Source organism: Hydrogenophaga sp. L76 (assembly GCF_057654755.1).
Window position 1 is genome coordinate 1,862,870 of sequence record NZ_CM172807.1, and the last position, 17,531, is coordinate 1,880,400.

At 64.0% G+C, this 17,531-nt stretch carries 16 protein-coding genes; 14 read left to right on the forward strand and 2 right to left on the reverse strand.

The window, feature by feature from the left end; all coding sequences use genetic code 11:
• Positions 1–202 precede the first annotated feature (202 nt).
• The 14 genes from AC23D4_RS08880 (at position 203) to AC23D4_RS08945 (ending at position 15,918) form a co-directional block, all read left to right on the forward strand.
• On the forward strand, positions 203–1,126 hold the full coding sequence (locus AC23D4_RS08880) for a LysR family transcriptional regulator (RefSeq protein ID WP_472889338.1): 924 nt from the start codon (positions 203–205) through the stop codon (positions 1,124–1,126).
• Between the two features lie 56 nt (positions 1,127–1,182).
• On the forward strand, positions 1,183–2,604 hold the full coding sequence (leuC, locus tag AC23D4_RS08885; protein ID WP_472889337.1) for a 3-isopropylmalate dehydratase large subunit: 1,422 nt from the start codon (positions 1,183–1,185) through the stop codon (positions 2,602–2,604).
• 35 nt (positions 2,605–2,639) lie between these two features.
• Complete coding sequence (locus AC23D4_RS08890; protein WP_472889336.1) at positions 2,640–2,894, forward strand: hypothetical protein; 255 nt, start codon at positions 2,640–2,642, stop codon at positions 2,892–2,894.
• A 29-nt stretch (positions 2,895–2,923) separates the two neighbouring features.
• Entirely contained in the window at positions 2,924–3,568 is a 645-nt protein-coding gene (gene leuD / locus AC23D4_RS08895; RefSeq protein ID WP_472889335.1) for a 3-isopropylmalate dehydratase small subunit, read from the forward strand.
• Positions 3,569–3,704: 136 nt separating this feature from the next.
• Entirely contained in the window at positions 3,705–4,775 is a 1,071-nt protein-coding gene (leuB, locus tag AC23D4_RS08900; protein WP_472889334.1) for a 3-isopropylmalate dehydrogenase, read from the forward strand.
• A 299-nt stretch (positions 4,776–5,074) separates the two neighbouring features.
• The gene (gene asd / locus AC23D4_RS08905; protein WP_472889333.1) at positions 5,075–6,205 is read left to right on the forward strand and encodes an aspartate-semialdehyde dehydrogenase; all 1,131 of its coding nucleotides are present in this window, start codon (positions 5,075–5,077) and stop codon (positions 6,203–6,205) included.
• A gap of 85 nt (positions 6,206–6,290) precedes the next feature.
• A protein-coding gene (locus AC23D4_RS08910) for an IS3 family transposase (protein WP_472887530.1) occupies positions 6,291–7,657 on the forward strand; the annotation gives its coding sequence in 2 pieces (ribosomal slippage) (positions 6,291–6,780 and positions 6,780–7,657; 1,368 coding nt in all).
• A gap of 353 nt (positions 7,658–8,010) precedes the next feature.
• Complete coding sequence (locus AC23D4_RS08915; RefSeq protein WP_487623725.1) at positions 8,011–10,530, forward strand: FimV/HubP family polar landmark protein; 2,520 nt, start codon at positions 8,011–8,013, stop codon at positions 10,528–10,530.
• 74 nt (positions 10,531–10,604) lie between these two features.
• Positions 10,605–11,390, forward strand: a complete 786-nt coding sequence (truA, locus tag AC23D4_RS08920; RefSeq protein ID WP_472890076.1) for a tRNA pseudouridine(38-40) synthase TruA — start codon at positions 10,605–10,607, stop codon at positions 11,388–11,390.
• Between the two features lie 104 nt (positions 11,391–11,494).
• Positions 11,495–12,172, forward strand: coding sequence for a phosphoribosylanthranilate isomerase (locus tag AC23D4_RS08925; protein WP_472890069.1), 678 nt, complete (start codon positions 11,495–11,497; stop codon positions 12,170–12,172).
• A 41-nt stretch (positions 12,173–12,213) separates the two neighbouring features.
• Positions 12,214–13,503 carry a tryptophan synthase subunit beta gene (gene trpB / locus AC23D4_RS08930; protein ID WP_472890068.1) on the forward strand — a complete coding sequence of 430 codons (1,290 nt, stop codon included), beginning with the start codon at positions 12,214–12,216 and terminating at the stop codon, positions 13,501–13,503.
• The gene (gene trpA, locus AC23D4_RS08935; RefSeq protein WP_472890067.1) at positions 13,500–14,309 is read left to right on the forward strand and encodes a tryptophan synthase subunit alpha; all 810 of its coding nucleotides are present in this window, start codon (positions 13,500–13,502) and stop codon (positions 14,307–14,309) included. Before trpB ends, trpA begins: the two co-directional genes overlap by 4 nt.
• Before the next feature lie 53 nt (positions 14,310–14,362).
• The gene (gene accD / locus AC23D4_RS08940) at positions 14,363–15,241 is read left to right on the forward strand and encodes an acetyl-CoA carboxylase, carboxyltransferase subunit beta (protein WP_472890066.1); all 879 of its coding nucleotides are present in this window, start codon (positions 14,363–14,365) and stop codon (positions 15,239–15,241) included.
• A complete protein-coding gene (locus tag AC23D4_RS08945; protein ID WP_472890065.1) occupies positions 15,238–15,918 on the forward strand; it encodes an LON peptidase substrate-binding domain-containing protein in 681 nt (226 codons plus the stop codon). The genes accD and AC23D4_RS08945 overlap by 4 nt, the downstream gene beginning before the upstream one ends.
• Position 15,919: 1 nt before the next feature.
• Here the strand turns inward: AC23D4_RS08945 and nagZ are convergent, their stop codons facing one another.
• Positions 15,920–17,011, reverse strand: coding sequence for a beta-N-acetylhexosaminidase (nagZ, locus tag AC23D4_RS08950; RefSeq protein ID WP_472890064.1), 1,092 nt, complete (start codon positions 17,009–17,011; stop codon positions 15,920–15,922).
• Between the two features lie 27 nt (positions 17,012–17,038).
• Entirely contained in the window at positions 17,039–17,491 is a 453-nt protein-coding gene (acpS, locus tag AC23D4_RS08955; RefSeq protein ID WP_472890063.1) for a holo-ACP synthase, read from the reverse strand.
• Positions 17,492–17,531: the final 40 nt, after the last annotated feature.

The following is a 17,531-nucleotide window of genomic DNA, read 5'->3' on the forward strand; positions in this document are numbered from 1 at the left end:
CCCGAGCCGCCTGCGGCGCCACCCACCCAGGGAGCGCCAGCAGCGGCCCGGCAGCCGGTTCCGCGCCGGCCTCGTCCCCATCCACAAAACCCGCCATCGGCGGGTTTTGTTTTGGCGGAGACACCCATCGTGAAATACGATGTCAAAAAACAGAACAAGGTGAGAAAATTGGCAACTCATCGTCATTGACGACGAGTCAGCCATGAACAACCCGGACCGCAGCTTCACCCGCCGCCTCGACCTCACCTCGCTCCAGCTTTTTGTGGCGGTGTGCGAGCGCGGCAGCATCGGCAAGGCGGCCGAGCAGGAATTCATGGCCCCCTCGGCCGTGAGCAAGCGCCTCTCCGATCTTGAAAGCGCCGTGGGCACCACGCTGCTCTACCGCCATGCCCGGGGTGCCAGCCCCACGCCCGCCGGCCAGAGCCTGCTCCACCACGCGCGCTCGGTGCTGTTCAGCCTGGACAAGATGCAGGGCGAACTTTCGGAGTACGCCGACGGTGTGCGCGGGCATGTGCGCATGCACGCCAATATCTCGGCCATTGTCCAGTTCCTGCCCGAAGACCTGGGCAGCTTCACCCGCCTGCACGACCAGGTCAAGATCGACCTGGAAGAACACCTGTCCAGCGAGGTGGTGCGGGCCGTGCAGGAAGGCGCGGCCGATCTGGGCATCTGCCACACGGGAGTGAGTGGCCCCCTGCCCGACCTGCAAACCCGCCCCTACCGGCAAGACCAGCTGGTGCTGATCGTTCCGCAGGCACACCCCCTTGCGGGTGAGAAACAACTGGCTTTCGCCGACAGTCTCGACTGGGATCATGTGGGACTGCACGCCAACAGCTCCATCTACCAGGCCATGCACCAGGCCGCCACCACCGCCGGCCGAGGCATCCGGCTGCGCATCCGCGTGACCGGGCTGGACGCCATGTGCCGCATGATCCACAACGGTCTGGGCGTCGGTCTGATGCCCCGGCGTGCTTTCGAGCTGATGCACGGCGTGGGCGAACTCACCTGCGTGGCGCTCACCGATGACTGGGCCACCCGGCAGATTGATCTGGTGGCCCGCGATTTTTCGACCTTGCCCGTCACGGCCCGGCTGCTCGTTGCCCACCTGGGCGAGCAGTCCGGGTAACACACCGTTTCAGACCCCCACGCATAAAATTTCATCAGCAAAGGAACCCCTCCCCCATGGCACGCACGCTCTACGACAAGATCTGGGACGAACACGTCGTCCACACCGAAGAGGATGGCACGTCCGTCCTCTACATCGACCGCCACCTGGTGCACGAAGTGACCAGCCCGCAGGCGTTTGAGGGCCTGCGCCAGGCGGGCCGCAAGGTCTGGCGAGTGAGCTCGATCGTGGCCACCGCCGACCACAACACGCCCACCACCGGCTGGGAACAGGGTTACGACGGCATCACCGACCCGATCAGCAAGGAACAGATCACCACGCTGAACGACAACATCGCCGAATTCGGCGCAGCGGCCTTCTTTCCCTTCATGTCCCAACGCCAGGGCATCGTTCACGTGATCGGTCCGGAAAACGGCGCCACCCTGCCCGGGATGACGGTGGTCTGCGGCGACAGCCACACCAGCACCCACGGGGCGTTTGGTGCGCTCGCGCATGGCATCGGCACCAGCGAGGTCGAGCATGTCATGGCGACGCAGACCCTGCTGGCCAAGAAGGCCAAGAACATGCTGGTGCGCGTGGACGGGCAACTCGCCAAGGGCGTGACCGCCAAGGACATCGTGCTGGCCATCATCGGCAAGATCGGCACCGCGGGCGGCACCGGCTACACCATCGAATTCGGCGGCAGCGCCATCCGCGCGCTGTCCATGGAAGGCCGCATGACGGTGTGCAACATGGCCATCGAAGGCGGTGCCCGCGCGGGCCTGGTGGCGGTAGATGAAAAGACCATTGAATACGTCAAAGGCCGCCCGCTCTCCCCCACCGGGGTGGAATGGGAACAGGCCGTGGCCTACTGGAAAACTCTGCACTCGGACGCCGACGCGGTGTTCGACACCGTAGTGACACTGGACGCCAGCACGATCGTGCCGCAGGTCACCTGGGGCACCTCGCCCGAGATGGTGCTCGGCGTGGACGCCCGCGTGCCCGATCCCGAGAAGGAAAAAGACCCGAACAAGCGCGGCGCCATTGAGCGTGCGCTCACCTACATGGCGCTGGAGCCGGGCAAGGCCCTGAACGACATCTTCGTGGACAAGGTGTTCATCGGCTCCTGCACCAACAGCCGCATCGAAGACATGCGCGAGGCCGCAGCCGTGGTGAAGAAGCTGGGCCAAAAAGTGGCCAAAAACATCAAGCTGGCGATGGTCGTTCCCGGCTCGGGTCTGGTCAAGGAACAGGCCGAGCGCGAAGGCCTGCACGAGATCTTCAAGGCCGCAGGCTTCGAGTGGCGCGAACCCGGCTGCTCCATGTGCCTGGCCATGAACGCCGACCGCCTGGAACCCGGCGAACGCTGTGCCTCCACCAGCAACCGCAACTTCGAAGGCCGCCAGGGCGCCGGTGGCCGCACCCACCTGGTCTCCCCAGCGATGGCTGCCGCCGCCGCGATCCACGGCCATTTCATTGACGTGCGCACCATCGCCTGACCTTCCATCCCGAGTCCTCATCAAGGAGTCCTCAGATGTCCTCTACCCAACCCCTGTTCACCCTGCTGGCCACCGCAACCCTGGTGTCCCTGGCCGCCTGCAACACCGTGCAAGGCGTCAAACAGGACGCGCACGTGGTCAAAGACAAGGCCGTGGAAGTCAAGGACGCGGTCGTTGACAAGGCCATCGAGATCAAGGACAAGACCGTCGAAGGCGGCAAAGCCGTCGGCCAGTCGGTCGGCTCCGGGCTGGAGAAGGCTGGCGAAGCCGTCAAGGGCGCGACCCACTGAGGCCAGCCACACAATCCCCACACACCATCATGCAGAAATTCACCATTCACCAGGGCCTCGTGGCCCCCATGGACCGCGAAAACGTCGACACCGACGCCATCATCCCCAAGCAGTTCCTCAAGTCGATCCGCAAGACCGGTTTCGGGCCCAACCTGTTTGACGAGTGGCGCTACCTGGACAAGGGCGAGCCCGGCCAGGATCCCGTTACACGCCAACCGAACCCGGACTTCGTGCTCAACCAGCCGCGTTACGCCGGCGCGTCGGTGCTGCTGACCCGCAAGAACTTCGGCTGCGGCTCCAGCCGCGAACACGCGCCCTGGGCCATCGACCAGTACGGCTTTCGCGCCGTCATCGCACCGAGCTACGCCGACATCTTCTTCAACAACTGCTTCAAGAACGGCCTGCTGCCCATCGTGCTGCCCGAGGCCACGGTCGCCCAGCTGTTCGACGAGGTGTATGCCTTCCCGGGCTACCAACTGACCATCGACCTGGAACGCCAGGTGATCGTGAAACCTCAAGGCGAAGAAATCCCGTTCGAGGTGCAGGCCTTCCGCAAGTACTGCCTGCTCAACGGGCTGGACGACATCGGCCTGACTTTGCGCCATAAGGACAAGATCGCCGCGTTCGAAAAAGAGCGTCTGGCGACCAAGCCCTGGCTCGCGCACACGATGTGAACAGACCCACCCCCGCGCCGCCTGCGGCGTCACCCCCTCCAGGGGGCGTTGCCAGTGGCCCGGCGAAGCCGGTTCCACGGCAACCTGACCACAGGCACTTCGCGCCGTAACCTTATCCTTTAACTTCTCCTAAATCATGAAAATCGCAGTTCTCCCTGGTGACGGCATTGGCACCGAAATCGTCACTGAGGCGGTCAAGGTTCTCAACGCGCTCGATCTCCCATTCGAGATGGAATCCGCCCTGGTTGGCGGTGCCGCCTACGAGGCGCATGGCCACCCGCTGCCCGAGTCCACTCTCAACCTCGCCAAATCGGCCGACGCCATCCTGTTCGGCGCCGTGGGCGACTGGAAGTACGACAAGCTCGACCGCCCGCTGCGCCCCGAACAGGCCATCCTCGGCCTGCGCAAGCACCTGGGCCTGTTCGCCAACTTCCGTCCCGCCATCTGCTACGAGCAGCTGGTGGGAGCGTCCAGCCTCAAGCCCGAGCTGATCGCGGGCCTGGACATCCTCATCATCCGCGAGCTCACCGGCGACATCTACTTCGGCCAGCCGCGCGGCCGCCGCATCGCCACCGACGGCCATTTTCCCGGTGCCGAAGAAGCGTTCGACACCATGCGCTACAGCAAGCCCGAGATCGAGCGCATCGCCCACGTCGCCTTCCAGGCCGCACGCAAGCGCAACAAGAAAGTCACCAGCGTGGACAAGGCCAACGTGCTGGAAACCTTCCAGTTCTGGAAGGACGTGGTCACCGAAGTGCACGCCCAGTACCCAGACGTGGAACTGCAGCACATGTATGTGGACAACGCGGCGATGCAGTTGGTCAAGGCGCCCAAGGCCTTCGACGTGGTCGTCACCGGCAACATGTTCGGTGACATCCTGTCCGACGAAGCGTCCATGCTCACTGGCTCCATCGGCATGCTGCCCTCGGCCTCGCTGAACTCGAAGAACCAGGGCCTGTACGAGCCCAGCCACGGCAGCGCGCCCGACATCGCCGGCAAGGGCGTGGCCAACCCGCTGGCCACCATCCTGAGCGCGGCCATGATGCTGCGCTTCAGCCTGAACCAGGAAGCCGCTGCACAACGCATCGAAGCCGCCGTGCAAAAGGTGCTGGTGCAAGGCCTGCGCACGCCCGACATCTACAGCGAGGGTACAACCAAGGTCGGCACTTCGCAGATGGGCGATGCGGTGGTGAAAGCGCTGGGCTGATCGCACTGCGAACCAACGCCCCATTGAAGGCAGCCTACGGGCTGCCTTTTTTGCGCCCGCGTGTCAGTTTCGCCCAAGCCACCATCCGGTACAATCTACACTCATGTTTGCCGCCCGCCCGTTCGACCTGAACAAAGCACCCGCCGCCCTGGCCGGTGTGGCCGCGCACGCAATCACCATCAAAACCACGACCATTAAGGGCTGATCCAGCCTGGTTCGTCGTGCGCCCTCCCGGCCCAGACGAGCCGGGCAAGTCGGTCTGGTCTGGACCTGTTTTTCTACTTGAAAGGGCGTTTGAAATGAGCAAGTTGGTTGGTTTGGTCGGCTGGCGCGGCATGGTCGGCTCGGTGTTGATGGATCGCATGGTCGAGGAAAAAGACTTCGACCTGATCGAGCCGCTGTTTTTCTCTACCTCGAACGCCGGCGGCAAGGCTCCGGCGATGGCGAAGAACGAGACCACCCTGCAGGATGCGCACGACATCGCGGCCCTCCAGCGCTGCGACATCATCATCACCGCCCAGGGTGGTGACTACACCAGCGAGGTGTTTCCCAAGCTGCGCGCCGCAGGCTGGACAGGCCACTGGATCGACGCCGCCTCCACGCTGCGCATGGAAAAGGATGCCGTGATCATCTTGGACCCGGTGAACATGCCGGTGATCAAGGACGCGCTGGCCAACGGTGGCAAGAACTGGGTCGGCGGCAACTGCACCGTGAGCTGCATGCTGATGGGCGTGGGCGCGCTGTACAAAGCCGGTCTGGTCGAGTGGATGAGCACCCAGACTTACCAGGCCGCCTCCGGCGGTGGCGCCCAGCACATGCGCGAGCTGCTGACGCAGTACGGCACGCTCAACGCCGAAGTGAGGGCCTTGCTGGACGACCCCAAAAGCGCCATCCTGGAGATCGACCGCAAGGTCATCGCCAAGCAGCGCAGCCTGACCGGTGCCGAGACGGCCAACTTCGGGGTGCCGCTGGGTGGTTCGCTGATCCCCTGGATCGACAAGGACCTGGGCAACGGCATGTCCAAGGAAGAGTGGAAGGGCATGGCCGAAACCAACAAGATCCTCGGCATGGGCGAAGGCTTCGGTTCGGCCGCCATCCCGGTGGACGGTTTCTGCGTGCGCGTGGGCGCGATGCGCTGCCACAGCCAGGCGCTGACCTTCAAGCTCAAGAAAGACGTGCCAACAGCCGATATCGAAGCCATGATCGCGGCGGACAATCAGTGGGTCAAAGTGGTGCCCAACACCCGCGAAGCCACCATCAAGGACCTGACGCCCGTGGCGGTCACCGGCACCATGATCATCCCGGTCGGACGCATCCGAAAGCTGGCCATGGGCCCGGAATATGTGGGCGCCTTCACCATTGGCGACCAGTTGTTGTGGGGCGCTGCCGAACCGCTGCGCCGCATGCTGCGAATTTTGCTGGCCGCCTGATTGCAGGCATGCATGACGACAAAGTGGGCCATTGTGAACTGCACCCCAAAGGTTGGACATCAATCCAATCGATGGGGTGTTTTTCATGACGAAACACAGTGAGAGCTTCAAGCTCGAAGTTGTTCAAAGGTATCTGGCCGGGCCGCTGGGCCATAAGGCTTTGGCCAAGCAGTACGGGATAGGCCGAAACAGCATCGCGAACTGGGTGGACCGCTATATGGCCCATGGTCTGAAAGGATTGCACAGAAAGCCAGGGGGCTACTACAGCGCAGAGTTCAAGTTGAACGTACTGCGCCAGGCCAAGCTTCGGGAGTTGTCGAACACGCAAGCGGCCACGCTCTTTGATGTGCGTGGCGGTGGAGGCATCGTGGGTTTGTGGCGGCGCCAGTACGATGAGGGCGGCCTGCAAGCGCTCCACCCCAAACCCCGAGGCCGCCCTCCCATGAAGCCCCCCAAGCCCAAATCCGCGCCAGCCGCCCCCGCGCAGACGGACGACAAGCGCTCGCTGCAAGAGTTGCACGAGGAGAACGAGCAACTACGTACGGAGGTGGCCTACCTAAAAAAGTTGGAGGCCTTGGTTCGAGCCAATCGGCAAGCTGCGCTGAAAAAGCGCAAGCCGTCCTCGAACTGAGGCCACAGTTCCTGCTGCGTCGACTACTGCAGTCCGCAGGCCTGTCGCGAAGCACGTTCTACTACCAAGCCAAGGTGCTGCAGGCTGGCGACCGATACGCCGGATTGAAGGACAGCATTCAAGCTGTGTACGAACGCCACAAGGGGCGTTATGGCTACCGGCGCATCACGGCCGAGCTCGGCCGCAGCGGCCAAATAGTGAATCACAAGACGGTGCAGCGTCTGATGCAGAGCCTGGGCCTGAAGTCGCTGGTGCGACCCAAGAGATATCGCTCCTATCGGGGCGAGATGGCCTCGACGCCCAACCTACTCAATCGTCGGTTCGAGGCCGAGCGTCCGAACGAGAAATGGGTGACCGATGTGACCGAGTTCAATGTGCGCGGCGAGAAGCTGTACCTGTCGCCCGTGATGGACCTGTTCAACGGAGAAATCGTGGCTTATGAAATGAACGAGCGTCCGCTCTTCCCGCTGGTGGGAAACATGCTCAAGAAGGCTCTGTCGCGGCTCACTGCGCAGGAGGCTCCGATGATGCACTCAGACCAAGGCTGGCAGTACCAGATGGAGGCCTATCGACAGCGGCTGCTCGAGCGAGGCCTGACGCAAAGCATGTCCCGCAGGGGTAACTGCCTGGACAACGCAGCGATGGAGAGCTTCTTCGGCACGCTGAAATCGGAGTTCTTCCGTCTCAACAAATTCGACAACGTCCAGCAGTTACGACAGGGACTGTGCCGCTACATCCACTACTACAACCACCAGCGTATTAAGCTCAAACTAAAAGGCCTGAGCCCGGTGGAGTACCGAACTCAGGCCTTGGGTGCCTAGCTTCCAACCGTCCAACTTCTTGGGGTCAGTTCAATTTGAGCCCGCTTTCTCGTTGCGAAGTCACAACGCTGGAATGCCGCCAGATATGGTGAAACGGCCCCCGGGAAACTCAAGCGAATTCTCAGCTTGTCACCGTAATGCGTTGATGTTATGGTCAATTCTCGGTTTTTTACGTCGAGGTCCACGTGCCAATTCACACCCGCCACACACCATCCATCCGAACCTGCGCCACGGCCGGCGATACCGGTTCAAGAGGTCTTGCGCGGTTGCACGCGATAGCTGCCGCGGTGGTTTTGTGCACCGGCCTGCTACAGGCCAGTGATGCGCAAGCCCTGGCTCTGGGGCGCATAGTGGTGCAATCGGCCCTGGGAGAACCCCTTCGGGCCGAGGTCGAGGTCCTCGAAATCACGGCCGAAGAATCGACCAGTCTGCGTGTGGGTCTTGCGGCTGCAGGCGCGTTCCGTGCAGCCGGTATGGACTTCAATGCCGCGCTGGCCGACCTCCAGGTCGTTCTGCAGCGCCGCTCCGACGGCCGCGCCTTCCTGCGTCTGACGGGCAGACGCCCAGTCAACGAGCCCTTCATGGACATGATTCTGGAGGCCAACTGGGCATCGGGCCGAATCGTGCGCGACTACACGCTGCTGTTTGACCCCCCCAACCTGCGCCCGCCCCTGCCAGCGCCGATGGCACCCCAAGTGACCGCGCAGTCGACGACAGCACCGGTTGCGCCATCATCCACGCCGGTCCGGCCGCCAGAGGCTGCCTCCACTCCAACTGTCCGTGCACCCGCCTCCTCCGCTGCACCGGGTCGCGCCCCTGCCCCCCGTCCGGCCGCACCGACAGCCACTGCGCCTGATGTGAATGCTGGCGCCGGTACGCGCCTGAGGGTCAAAGCCGGCGACACCGCCGGGCGCATTGCGGCGAACAACCTGCCCGCCAATGTGTCGCTTGATCAGATGCTCGTGGCCATGCTGCGTGCCAACCCCGATGCGTTCATCGGTGGCAACATCAACCGCATCAGAGCGGGTTCCCTGGTGGATCTGCCCAATGAGGCCACCGCGACGGCCACGCCAACCAGCGAGGCTCGCCAGATCATCGCTGCGCAGAGCCGCGACTTCAACGAATTCCGCCGCCGCCTGGCGAGCCGCGTGCCCGCTGCCGCGGTTGCCGCAGCAGACCGGCAAGCCACGGGTCGTGTGCAGGCCGAAGTCGAGGACCAGAAGCCAGCGCCAGCAACCCAGGACAAGCTGACGCTGTCCAAGGGTGCTGCGCCGGGTCAGTCTGCACAGGAAGAAGCCAAGATCGCCGAGGAACGGCGCGCCAGCGACGCCACAACCCGCGTGGCGGAGCTCTCCAGAAACATCGACGAACTGGCCAAAATCGCCCCAGCGCCAGCGGATGCCGCTGCCAGCGCGCCGGTCGTGCCGGACGCTCCGAAACCGGCAGCAACAGCCCCCGAAGTGGCTGTCACGCCAGCAGTTTCACCTGAGCCCGTGCCCGCTGCAGCCGCTGAACCCTCCGCTCCGCCCGTTGTTGCCCAGGCCCAGGCCCCGGCCCCCGCTCCCAACCCCGCTGTACCGGTGCCAGCTCCGGCTGTCGATGAACCTTCCTTCATTGGACAGTTGCTGGGCAATCCCTTCGTGCTGCCCGCTGCGGGTGGACTGCTCGTGCTGCTCGCTGGCTTGGGCCTGTACCGCATGCGCCAACGCAAGAAGACATCCGCCTCGGACAGCTCCTTCCTGGAAAGCCGGTTGCAACCCGACTCGTTCTTCGGCTCCAGCGGTGGTCAGCGCATTGACACCGCCGAAGCCTCGGCATCGGGCTCGTCCATGGTGTATTCCCCCAGCCAGCTGGATGCCGCCGGCGACGTCGATCCGGTGGCCGAGGCCGACGTCTACCTGGCCTACGGCCGCGATCTGCAGGCCGAGGAGATTCTCAAGGAAGCCATGCGCAGCACCCCCGCGCGCGTGGCCATCCACAACAAACTGCTTGAAATCTACGCCAAGCGTCGCGACGCCAAGGCATTTGAAGTTGTGGCCACTGAAGCCTACGGGATCACCCAAGGGCAGGGGGCTGAGTGGGAACACGCCTGCGGTCTGGGCAAAGAACTGGATCCGAACAATCCGCTGTACCAGCCTGGCGGAAGTCCTGTGGGCAAGGCGGGTGCTGCTGTTGCAGGTGGCGCCCGTACGATCCCCTTCGGCAACAGCACACTTGCACAAAACACCACCCCCGGTGCACCAACCGACACAGATACCGACAACAACCTCGGCCTTGATCTTGATCTGGACATTGGGCTGGACACACCTTCGGCCCCGGTTGCGTTGCAAATGCCCGCTCGGGTGGACGCCCAGATGTCCAGCCTGGACGATCTGGACCAAACGGACGCACTCACAAGCGCTCCCGGTGATGTCAACGATCTGGCCTCCCGACCGATGGACTTTGACCTGGACTTCCCCTCCGAGCCGGTGCCCCTGTCTTCGCCCGCGCCAACGGCGACACCCGCGGTCGTTGCGGCGGAACAGCCCGCATTGGACGACAGCGAGGTGCTGCCTGCGTTCGATTTTGATGAATCCTCCACGCCCGCGGTCCAAAGCAGCAACGGGCAAGAACGCACCGCACCCTCTGCTGAATTGTTGTCCTTTGACCTGAGTGACATTGAGCTGGATCTGAGTGACCCTCAGCAAGCCGCAAGTGAAGAGACTGCCGGACTGAGTGCCGAGAATCCGCTGGAAACCAAGCTGTCCCTGGCCGAAGAGTTTCGGGCCATCGGCGACCTTGAAGGTGCACGATCGCTGGCCGAAGAAGTGTTGGCCGAAGCCTCCGGCACCCTGAGAACCAAGGCAGGCACCTTCCTGGCCGACCTCGCCTGACACAACCCCGCGGTCTGCATTCCCCTTTGATCAAGGCCACATCTGTCGGGGCTTCACCCCGTGAAGCCCCGTCATTGCGCATGGCGCTGGGGGTCAGCTACAACGGCCATTGCTACGATGGCTGGCAGAGCCAGTCCAGTGGCCGCACGGTGCAGGACCGGCTGGAACGGGCCCTGACCGAATTCACTGCCCTCGACAAAGTCGGCACGCTGTGCGCCGGACGCACCGATGCTGGCGTGCACGGACTCATGCAGGTGGTGCATTTCGACACCCCGGTCGAACGACCGAACAACGCCTGGGTCCGCGGCACCAACCGTTTTCTGCCAGCCGACATTGCCGTGCAATGGGCGCAACGCGTACCCGCCAGCTTTCACGCCCGCGCCAGCGCCCGCTCACGCCGCTATGCCTATGTGTTGCTTGAATCCCCGGTCAGACCCAGCATCGACCATGGCCAGGTCGGCTGGGTGTTTCGCCCGCTTCAGCTTGAATCCATGCTGCAGGCGGCTCAGACGCTGGTGGGTGAACACGACTTCACCTCGTTCCGAGCCTCGGCCTGCCAGGCTCACAGCCCCGTCAAGCTGATGCAGCGCATCGACATTTCGCAGCGCGGCGCCTACTGGCGCTTCGAGTTCGAAGCATCCGCCTTCCTGCACCACATGATCCGCAACATCATGGGCTGCCTGATCGCCATTGGCAACGGAAAGTACCCGGCCACATGGATGGCCGATGTGTTGGCCGCGAAAAGCCGAGACGCGGCCGCGCCCACGTTTTCGCCCGATGGCCTGTATTTTCTGGGTCCGGTTTACGATGAGGCTTTTGGTCTGCCCACCCGCACACCCGCCTTCGACTGGTTGCCATAGCCCCCTCCCCCCGCGCCGCCTTCAACGTCACCCCCTCAAGGGGGCGACACTGGCGACCCGGCAAAGCCGGTTCCGCGGTGTCCTCGAACAAGCAACGTCCGCCGATGAAACCTTCCAGGACACGAATCAAAATCTGTGGTCTCACCCGGGAATCCGACGTAGACGCTGCCGTGCAGGCCGGTGCGGACGCGATCGGCTTCGTGCTCTACCCCCAGAGCCCTCGGTTTGTCACGCCCGAGCGCACCGCGGAATTGGCACGCCGCCTACCCGCCTTCGTCACGCCGGTGCTGCTGTTCGTGAACGCCAGCCCGGCGTTCATTGCGCAAGGCACCGCGGCCGTGCCGAACGCCTTGCTGCAGTTCCACGGCGACGAAACACCCGCCGACTGTCTGGCCGCTGGCCGCCCGTTCCTGCGCGCGGCGCGCATACCCACCGGCCCCGCCGGGGCGGGCTTTGATCTCCTAAAATACGCGCAAGACTTTTCTGCCGCCCAGGCCATCTTGCTCGACGCCCATGTCGAGGGATTTGGCGGCGGAGGTCAATCATTCGACTGGAACGCTTTCCCTTGGTCACATCCGCTTCTAAACGCCAGCTCTCGCCTCGTTTTGTCTGGTGGACTCACGCCTGCAAACGTGATCGATGGCATCAGCCGCGTACGGCCCTGGGCCGTTGACGTGAGTTCCGGTGTCGAGGTGTCGAAAGGCATCAAGGACGCCGACAAGATCCACGCATTCGTCGCCGCCGTTCGCGCGGCCGACACCCACTTATCCCATCCGAGCTGAACCCGTTTCCGGGTCGCTCGGGCCATTGAACCGAGACACCCATGAACACCTACGAGCAACCCGACGCCCGCGGCCACTTCGGCATCTACGGCGGCAGCTTCGTGAGCGAAACGCTCACGCACGCCATCAACGAGCTCAAAGCCGCCTACGCGAAATACCAGCACGACCCCGAGTTCCTCGCGGAATTCCAGAGCGAGCTTGCGCATTTCGTGGGCCGCCCTTCCCCTGTCTACCACGCCGCACGCATGAGCCGTGAGCAAGGTGGCGCGCAGATCTTCCTGAAGCGCGAAGACCTGAACCACACTGGCGCCCACAAGATCAACAACGTGATCGGCCAGGCCATGCTCGCCAGGCGCATGGGTAAGCCGCGCGTGATCGCCGAAACCGGCGCCGGCCAACACGGCGTGGCCACCGCCACCATCTGCGCCCGCTACGGACTGGAATGTGTGGTCTACATGGGCAGTGAAGACGTGAAGCGCCAGAGCCCCAACGTCTACCGCATGAAGCTGCTGGGCGCCACCGTGGTGCCGGTGGAAAGCGGCAGCAAGACGCTCAAAGACGCGCTCAACGAGGCCATGCGCGACTGGGTCGCCAACGTGGACAACACCTTCTACATCATCGGCACCGTGGCCGGACCGCACCCCTATCCGATGATGGTGCGCGACTTCCAGAGCGTGATCGGTGAAGAGTGCCTGGTGCAGATGCCACAGATGCTCAAGGCCGCTGGCTGCAAGACCGAACAGCCCGACGTGGTGGTCGCCTGTGTGGGCGGTGGCAGCAACGCCATGGGCATTTTTTACCCGTACATCGACCACGCCGCCACACGCCTGATCGGCGTGGAAGCGGCCGGCGAAGGCCTGGACAGCGGCAAACACTCGGCCTCGCTGCAGAAAGGCAGCCCCGGCGTGCTGCACGGCAACCGCACCTATGTGCTGCAGGACGACAACGGCCAGGTTACCGAGACCCACAGCGTGAGCGCCGGACTGGACTACCCCGGCGTCGGCCCGGAGCATGCGTTCCTGAAAGACATCGGCCGCGCCGAATACGTCGGCATCACCGACAAGGAAGCGCTGGAAGCCTTCCACTACCTGTGCCGCACCGAAGGCATCATCCCGGCACTCGAATCGAGCCATGCCGTGGCCTACGCCATGAAACTGGCCAAGACCATGCGGCCCGACCAGTCGATCCTGGTCAACCTCTCCGGCCGCGGCGACAAGGACATCGGCACCGTGGCCGACCTGTCGAATGCCGACTTCTATTGCCGACCGAGCTGCCGTGGGCAGTCGGTCAAAGGCGGCATGGAAACCGCCACCATCAAGGTGACCAAATGAGCCGCATCGAAATAACCTTTGCCGAACTGAAGGCACAGAACCGCAAGGCCCTGGTCCCCTTCGTCACCGCCGGTTTCCCCTATGCCGACATCACGCCCGACCTGATGCACGGCATGGTCGAGGCCGGTGCCGACGTCATCGAACTCGGCGTGCCGTTCTCCGACCCCTCGGCCGACGGCCCGGTGATCCAGAAGGCGGGCGATCGCGCGCTGGCGCTGGGCATTGGCCTGACCCAGGTCATCGCGATGGTGAAGATCTTCCGCGAGCGCAACAGCACCACCCCGGTGGTGCTGATGGGCTATGCCAACCCGATCGAACGCTATGACCAGAAACACGGCGACGGCAGCTTTGTCCGCGACGCCTCGGCCGCAGGAGTGGACGGTGTGCTGGTGGTGGACTACCCGCCGGAAGAGTGCGAGGACTTCGCTGCCACCCTGCGCGCCGCCAACATGGACCTGATCTTCCTGCTCGCACCCACCAGTACCGACGAGCGCATGGCGCAGGTGGCGCGCGTGGCCAGCGGCTACGTGTACTACGTGTCGCTCAAGGGCGTGACGGGCGCGGGCACGCTGGACGTGGGTCAGGTCGAGGCCATGTTGCCGCGCATCCGCGCCCACGTCAGCATTCCGGTGGGCGTGGGTTTTGGCATCCGCGATGCCGAAACGGCCAAAGCCATAGGAAAGAGCGCCGACGCGGTGGTGATCGGCAGCAAGATCATCCAGCTGATCGAGAACGAGCCGCATGAAAAGGTGGTGTCGGTTGCCACCCAATTCCTGCGCACCATACGAAAAGCGCTGGACGCATAATCCCCTGACTTTCCCGGGCCTCATGGGCCCGGCTTCCCCATAGGAGCACACCCATGTCCTGGCTTGAAAAGCTGCTGCCACCGAAGATCACCCACACCGACCCGACCGAGCGCCGCAGCGTGCCCGAAGGGCTGTGGATCAAGTGTCCGAGCTGCGAGGCCGTGCTCTACAAGACCGATCTGGAAAAGAACCAGAACGTCTGCCCACACTGCAGCCACCACCACCGCATCGGTGCCCGGCCCCGTCTGAATGCGTTCCTGGACGCCGAGGGCCGGTATGAAATCGGTCAGGAGGTGCTGCCGGTCGACGCATTGAAGTTCAAGGACAGCCGCAAGTACCCTGAGCGCCTGAAAGAAGCGCTGGAGACCACGGGCGAGACCGATGCGCTCATTGTCATGGGTGGTGCGGTACAAGGCGTCAGCCTGGTGGCCGCCTGCTTCGAGTTTGACTTCATGGGCGGCTCCATGGGCTCGGTGGTGGGTGAGCGTTTTGTGCGCGGTGTGGAAGAAGCCATTGCCCAGAAGGTGCCCTTTGTCTGCTTCACCGCCACCGGCGGTGCGCGCATGCAGGAAGGCCTGCTCTCGCTGATGCAGATGGCCAAGACCAACGCCGCCCTCACCCGGCTGGCCAAGAAGGGCCTGCCCTACATCAGCGTGCTGACCGATCCCACCATGGGTGGCGTCTCGGCCGGTTTCGCCTTCCTGGGCGACGTGGTGATCGCCGAACCCAAGGCACTGATCGGTTTCGCCGGCCCGCGCGTGATCGAGAACACCGTGCGCGTGAAGCTGCCCGAAGGCTTTCAGCGTGCCGAGTTCCTGATCACCAAGGGCGCAGTCGACTTCATCTGCGATCGGCGCGAACTGCGCACCACGGTGGCCAGCGCGCTCGCCATGCTGCAGCGCCAGAGTGCCGACGCGGTGGTTGCCGATTGAGTGAAACACCGGAGACAGCACCGCTGGTCCTGTCGCAACTGCCTCTGTTTCCGCTGCAGACCGTCCTGTTTCCCGGCGGCTGGATGCCCTTGCGCATTTTCGAAGTGCGCTACCTCGACATGATCAGCCGGTGCCACAAGGCCGGCGCGCCGTTCGGCGTCGTCTGCCTGTCCGAGGGCAGCGAGGTACGGCGCATCGATCCAAATGCACCGCCCAGCGGTGGCACCTTTGCGCGTGAGGTGTTTCATCCCGTGGGCACACTGGCGCGCATCGAACAGCTGGAGCGGCCACAGCCCGGACTGCTGGTCATTCACTGCCGCGGCCTGCAGCGCTTTCATGTGACCGCCAGCCATCAACTGCCGCACGGACTGTGGGTGGGCGATGTGCAACTCGACGACGCTGAGCCCGTGATCCCGGTGCCCGAACACCTCTTGCCCACGCGCGACGCGCTGCAACGCTTGCTGCACAACCTGCAGGAGCGCGAGCCAGAGGCCATGAACGAGCTGCCGCTGCAGCCGCCCTACCAGTGGGACGACAGCGGCTGGGTGGCCAACCGCTGGGCCGAACTCCTGCCCGCACCGGCCGAACTCAAACACCGGCTGATGACGCTGGACAATCCCTTGCTGCGGCTGGAGCTGATTTCCGATCTGCTCGACCGGATGGGCGTGGAACGCTGATTCAGGGCAGCAGGGAGAGTGCGTGCATGTAGCGCGCACTCACCATCAGTGTGTCCCAGTCCATCTCCGCAGCGCGCGGCAGCAGCGCCAGGCGCCGGTCTTCACTCGCGGGATTGGGGCTCCACAACCCCTCCACCTGTGCTCGCGACAAGGCTTCAATGGCCTCGTCGATCGGCGACCCACCATCCACCACAGACTGGTTGCACAGCACCACCATGTCGCCACCCGCGGTGAGTGCGGCCAGTGCGGCCTTGGCGAAGCTCACGTCGCGCCCGTCGATGTGGCGCGCCGCTTCCATGCTCAGGTCGTCGCTGAAGATGGCGCCGGTGAAACCGAGCTGGTGGCGCAGCACGTCCTGCAACCAGCGCGACGAAAATCCCGCAGGTCGGCTGTCCACCCTGGGATAGATCACGTGCGCGGGCATCACCGCCTGCAGGCTGCTGGAGAGCCAACCGTAGGGTGCGGCATCTTCGGCCAGGATGGCCTTGAGGCTGCGCTTGTCCACCGGAATCGCCAAGTGCGAGTCGGCCCTGACGAAGCCGTGGCCCGGGAAGTGTTTGCCGCAGTTGCCCATGCCGCTCTGCTGCAGGCCGAACATCAGCGCCTGCGCCAGCAACGACACCACGCGCGGGTCGCGCGCGAAGGCGCGGTCGCCAATGACCGAGCTTTCACCGTAGTCCAGATCGAGCACCGGCGTGAAGCTCAGGTCCACACCACAGGCACGCAACTCGGCGCCGAGCACGTAGCCGGCGGCCGTGGCGGCGTTGGTCGCGCGCATCGCGGGACCGCCCTCACCTTCGCCTTTCTTCGGCGGCGACAGCCACAGCCCGCCGAAGGCGGCCATGGGTGGCAGGTGGGTGAAACCGTCGGTGCGAAAGCGCTGCACACGCCCGCCTTCGTGGTCCACCGCGATCAGCAGGTCGGGCCTCACGGCCTTGATCTGGCGGCACAGTTTGGTCAGTTGGGCACGGTCCAACCAGTTGCGGGCAAACAGGATGACGCCACCCACCAGGGGATGGGCCAAGCGCTGGCGTTCGGCGGTGGTGAGGCTGTGGCCGGCGACATCAATGATGAGAGGAGCGTGTTGATGCATGGTGGATTTTTTTGAGCGGTCAAGTGGTCAGGTTTCGCTGCCTGGTCGGCCCGAGTCGATACGTGCGGCCCCGGAGTGCGCGTGGGCGTCATCCTTTTCGACCACCACAAAGCTCGCCGCGTAGTCGGTCTCGTCGGTCACGGTCACGTGTGCACGCAGACCCTGCGCCTCGAACCAGGTCTTGAGATCGCCATGCAGCACGATCACCGGTTGACCGCTGGGGAGATTGGCAATTTCGCAGCGCCGCCAGCTCATGGGCAAACGCATGCCCAGACCGATGGCCTTGGAAAATGCTTCCTTGGCCGAAAAACGCGTCGCCAGATAGCTCAGGCCGCGGCGTGGCCAGCGCGCGTTGCGCCGCTGCCAGACGGCGAACTCGCCCTCGCTGAGCACCTTGCGCACAAAGCGTTCACCCTGGCGATGCAGCGTGGCCTCCATGCGGCGGATGTCGCAAATGTCGGTGCCGATGCCGAAGATCATGAAAGTTCGCGCCCGCTGGATCGGGCGTTGGGTTGGATGA

Excerpts from the sequence above, each read along its gene's own strand:
- AC23D4_RS08880 (WP_472889338.1), top strand. The coding sequence starts at position 203 with ATGAACAACCCGGACCGCAGCTTCACCCGCCGCCTCGACCTCACCTCG.
- leuC (WP_472889337.1), top strand. The coding sequence starts at position 1,183 with ATGGCACGCACGCTCTACGACAAGATCTGGGACGAACACGTCGTCCAC.
- AC23D4_RS08890 (WP_472889336.1), top strand. The coding sequence starts at position 2,640 with ATGTCCTCTACCCAACCCCTGTTCACCCTGCTGGCCACCGCAACCCTG.
- leuD (WP_472889335.1), top strand. The coding sequence starts at position 2,924 with ATGCAGAAATTCACCATTCACCAGGGCCTCGTGGCCCCCATGGACCGC.
- leuB (WP_472889334.1), top strand. The coding sequence starts at position 3,705 with ATGAAAATCGCAGTTCTCCCTGGTGACGGCATTGGCACCGAAATCGTC.
- asd (WP_472889333.1), top strand. The coding sequence starts at position 5,075 with ATGAGCAAGTTGGTTGGTTTGGTCGGCTGGCGCGGCATGGTCGGCTCG.
- AC23D4_RS08925 (WP_472890069.1), top strand. The coding sequence starts at position 11,495 with ATGAAACCTTCCAGGACACGAATCAAAATCTGTGGTCTCACCCGGGAA.
- trpB (WP_472890068.1), top strand. The coding sequence starts at position 12,214 with ATGAACACCTACGAGCAACCCGACGCCCGCGGCCACTTCGGCATCTAC.
- trpA (WP_472890067.1), top strand. The coding sequence starts at position 13,500 with ATGAGCCGCATCGAAATAACCTTTGCCGAACTGAAGGCACAGAACCGC.
- accD (WP_472890066.1), top strand. The coding sequence starts at position 14,363 with ATGTCCTGGCTTGAAAAGCTGCTGCCACCGAAGATCACCCACACCGAC.
- nagZ (WP_472890064.1), bottom strand. The coding sequence starts at position 17,011 with ATGCATCAACACGCTCCTCTCATCATTGATGTCGCCGGCCACAGCCTC.
- acpS (WP_472890063.1), bottom strand. The coding sequence starts at position 17,491 with ATGATCTTCGGCATCGGCACCGACATTTGCGACATCCGCCGCATGGAG.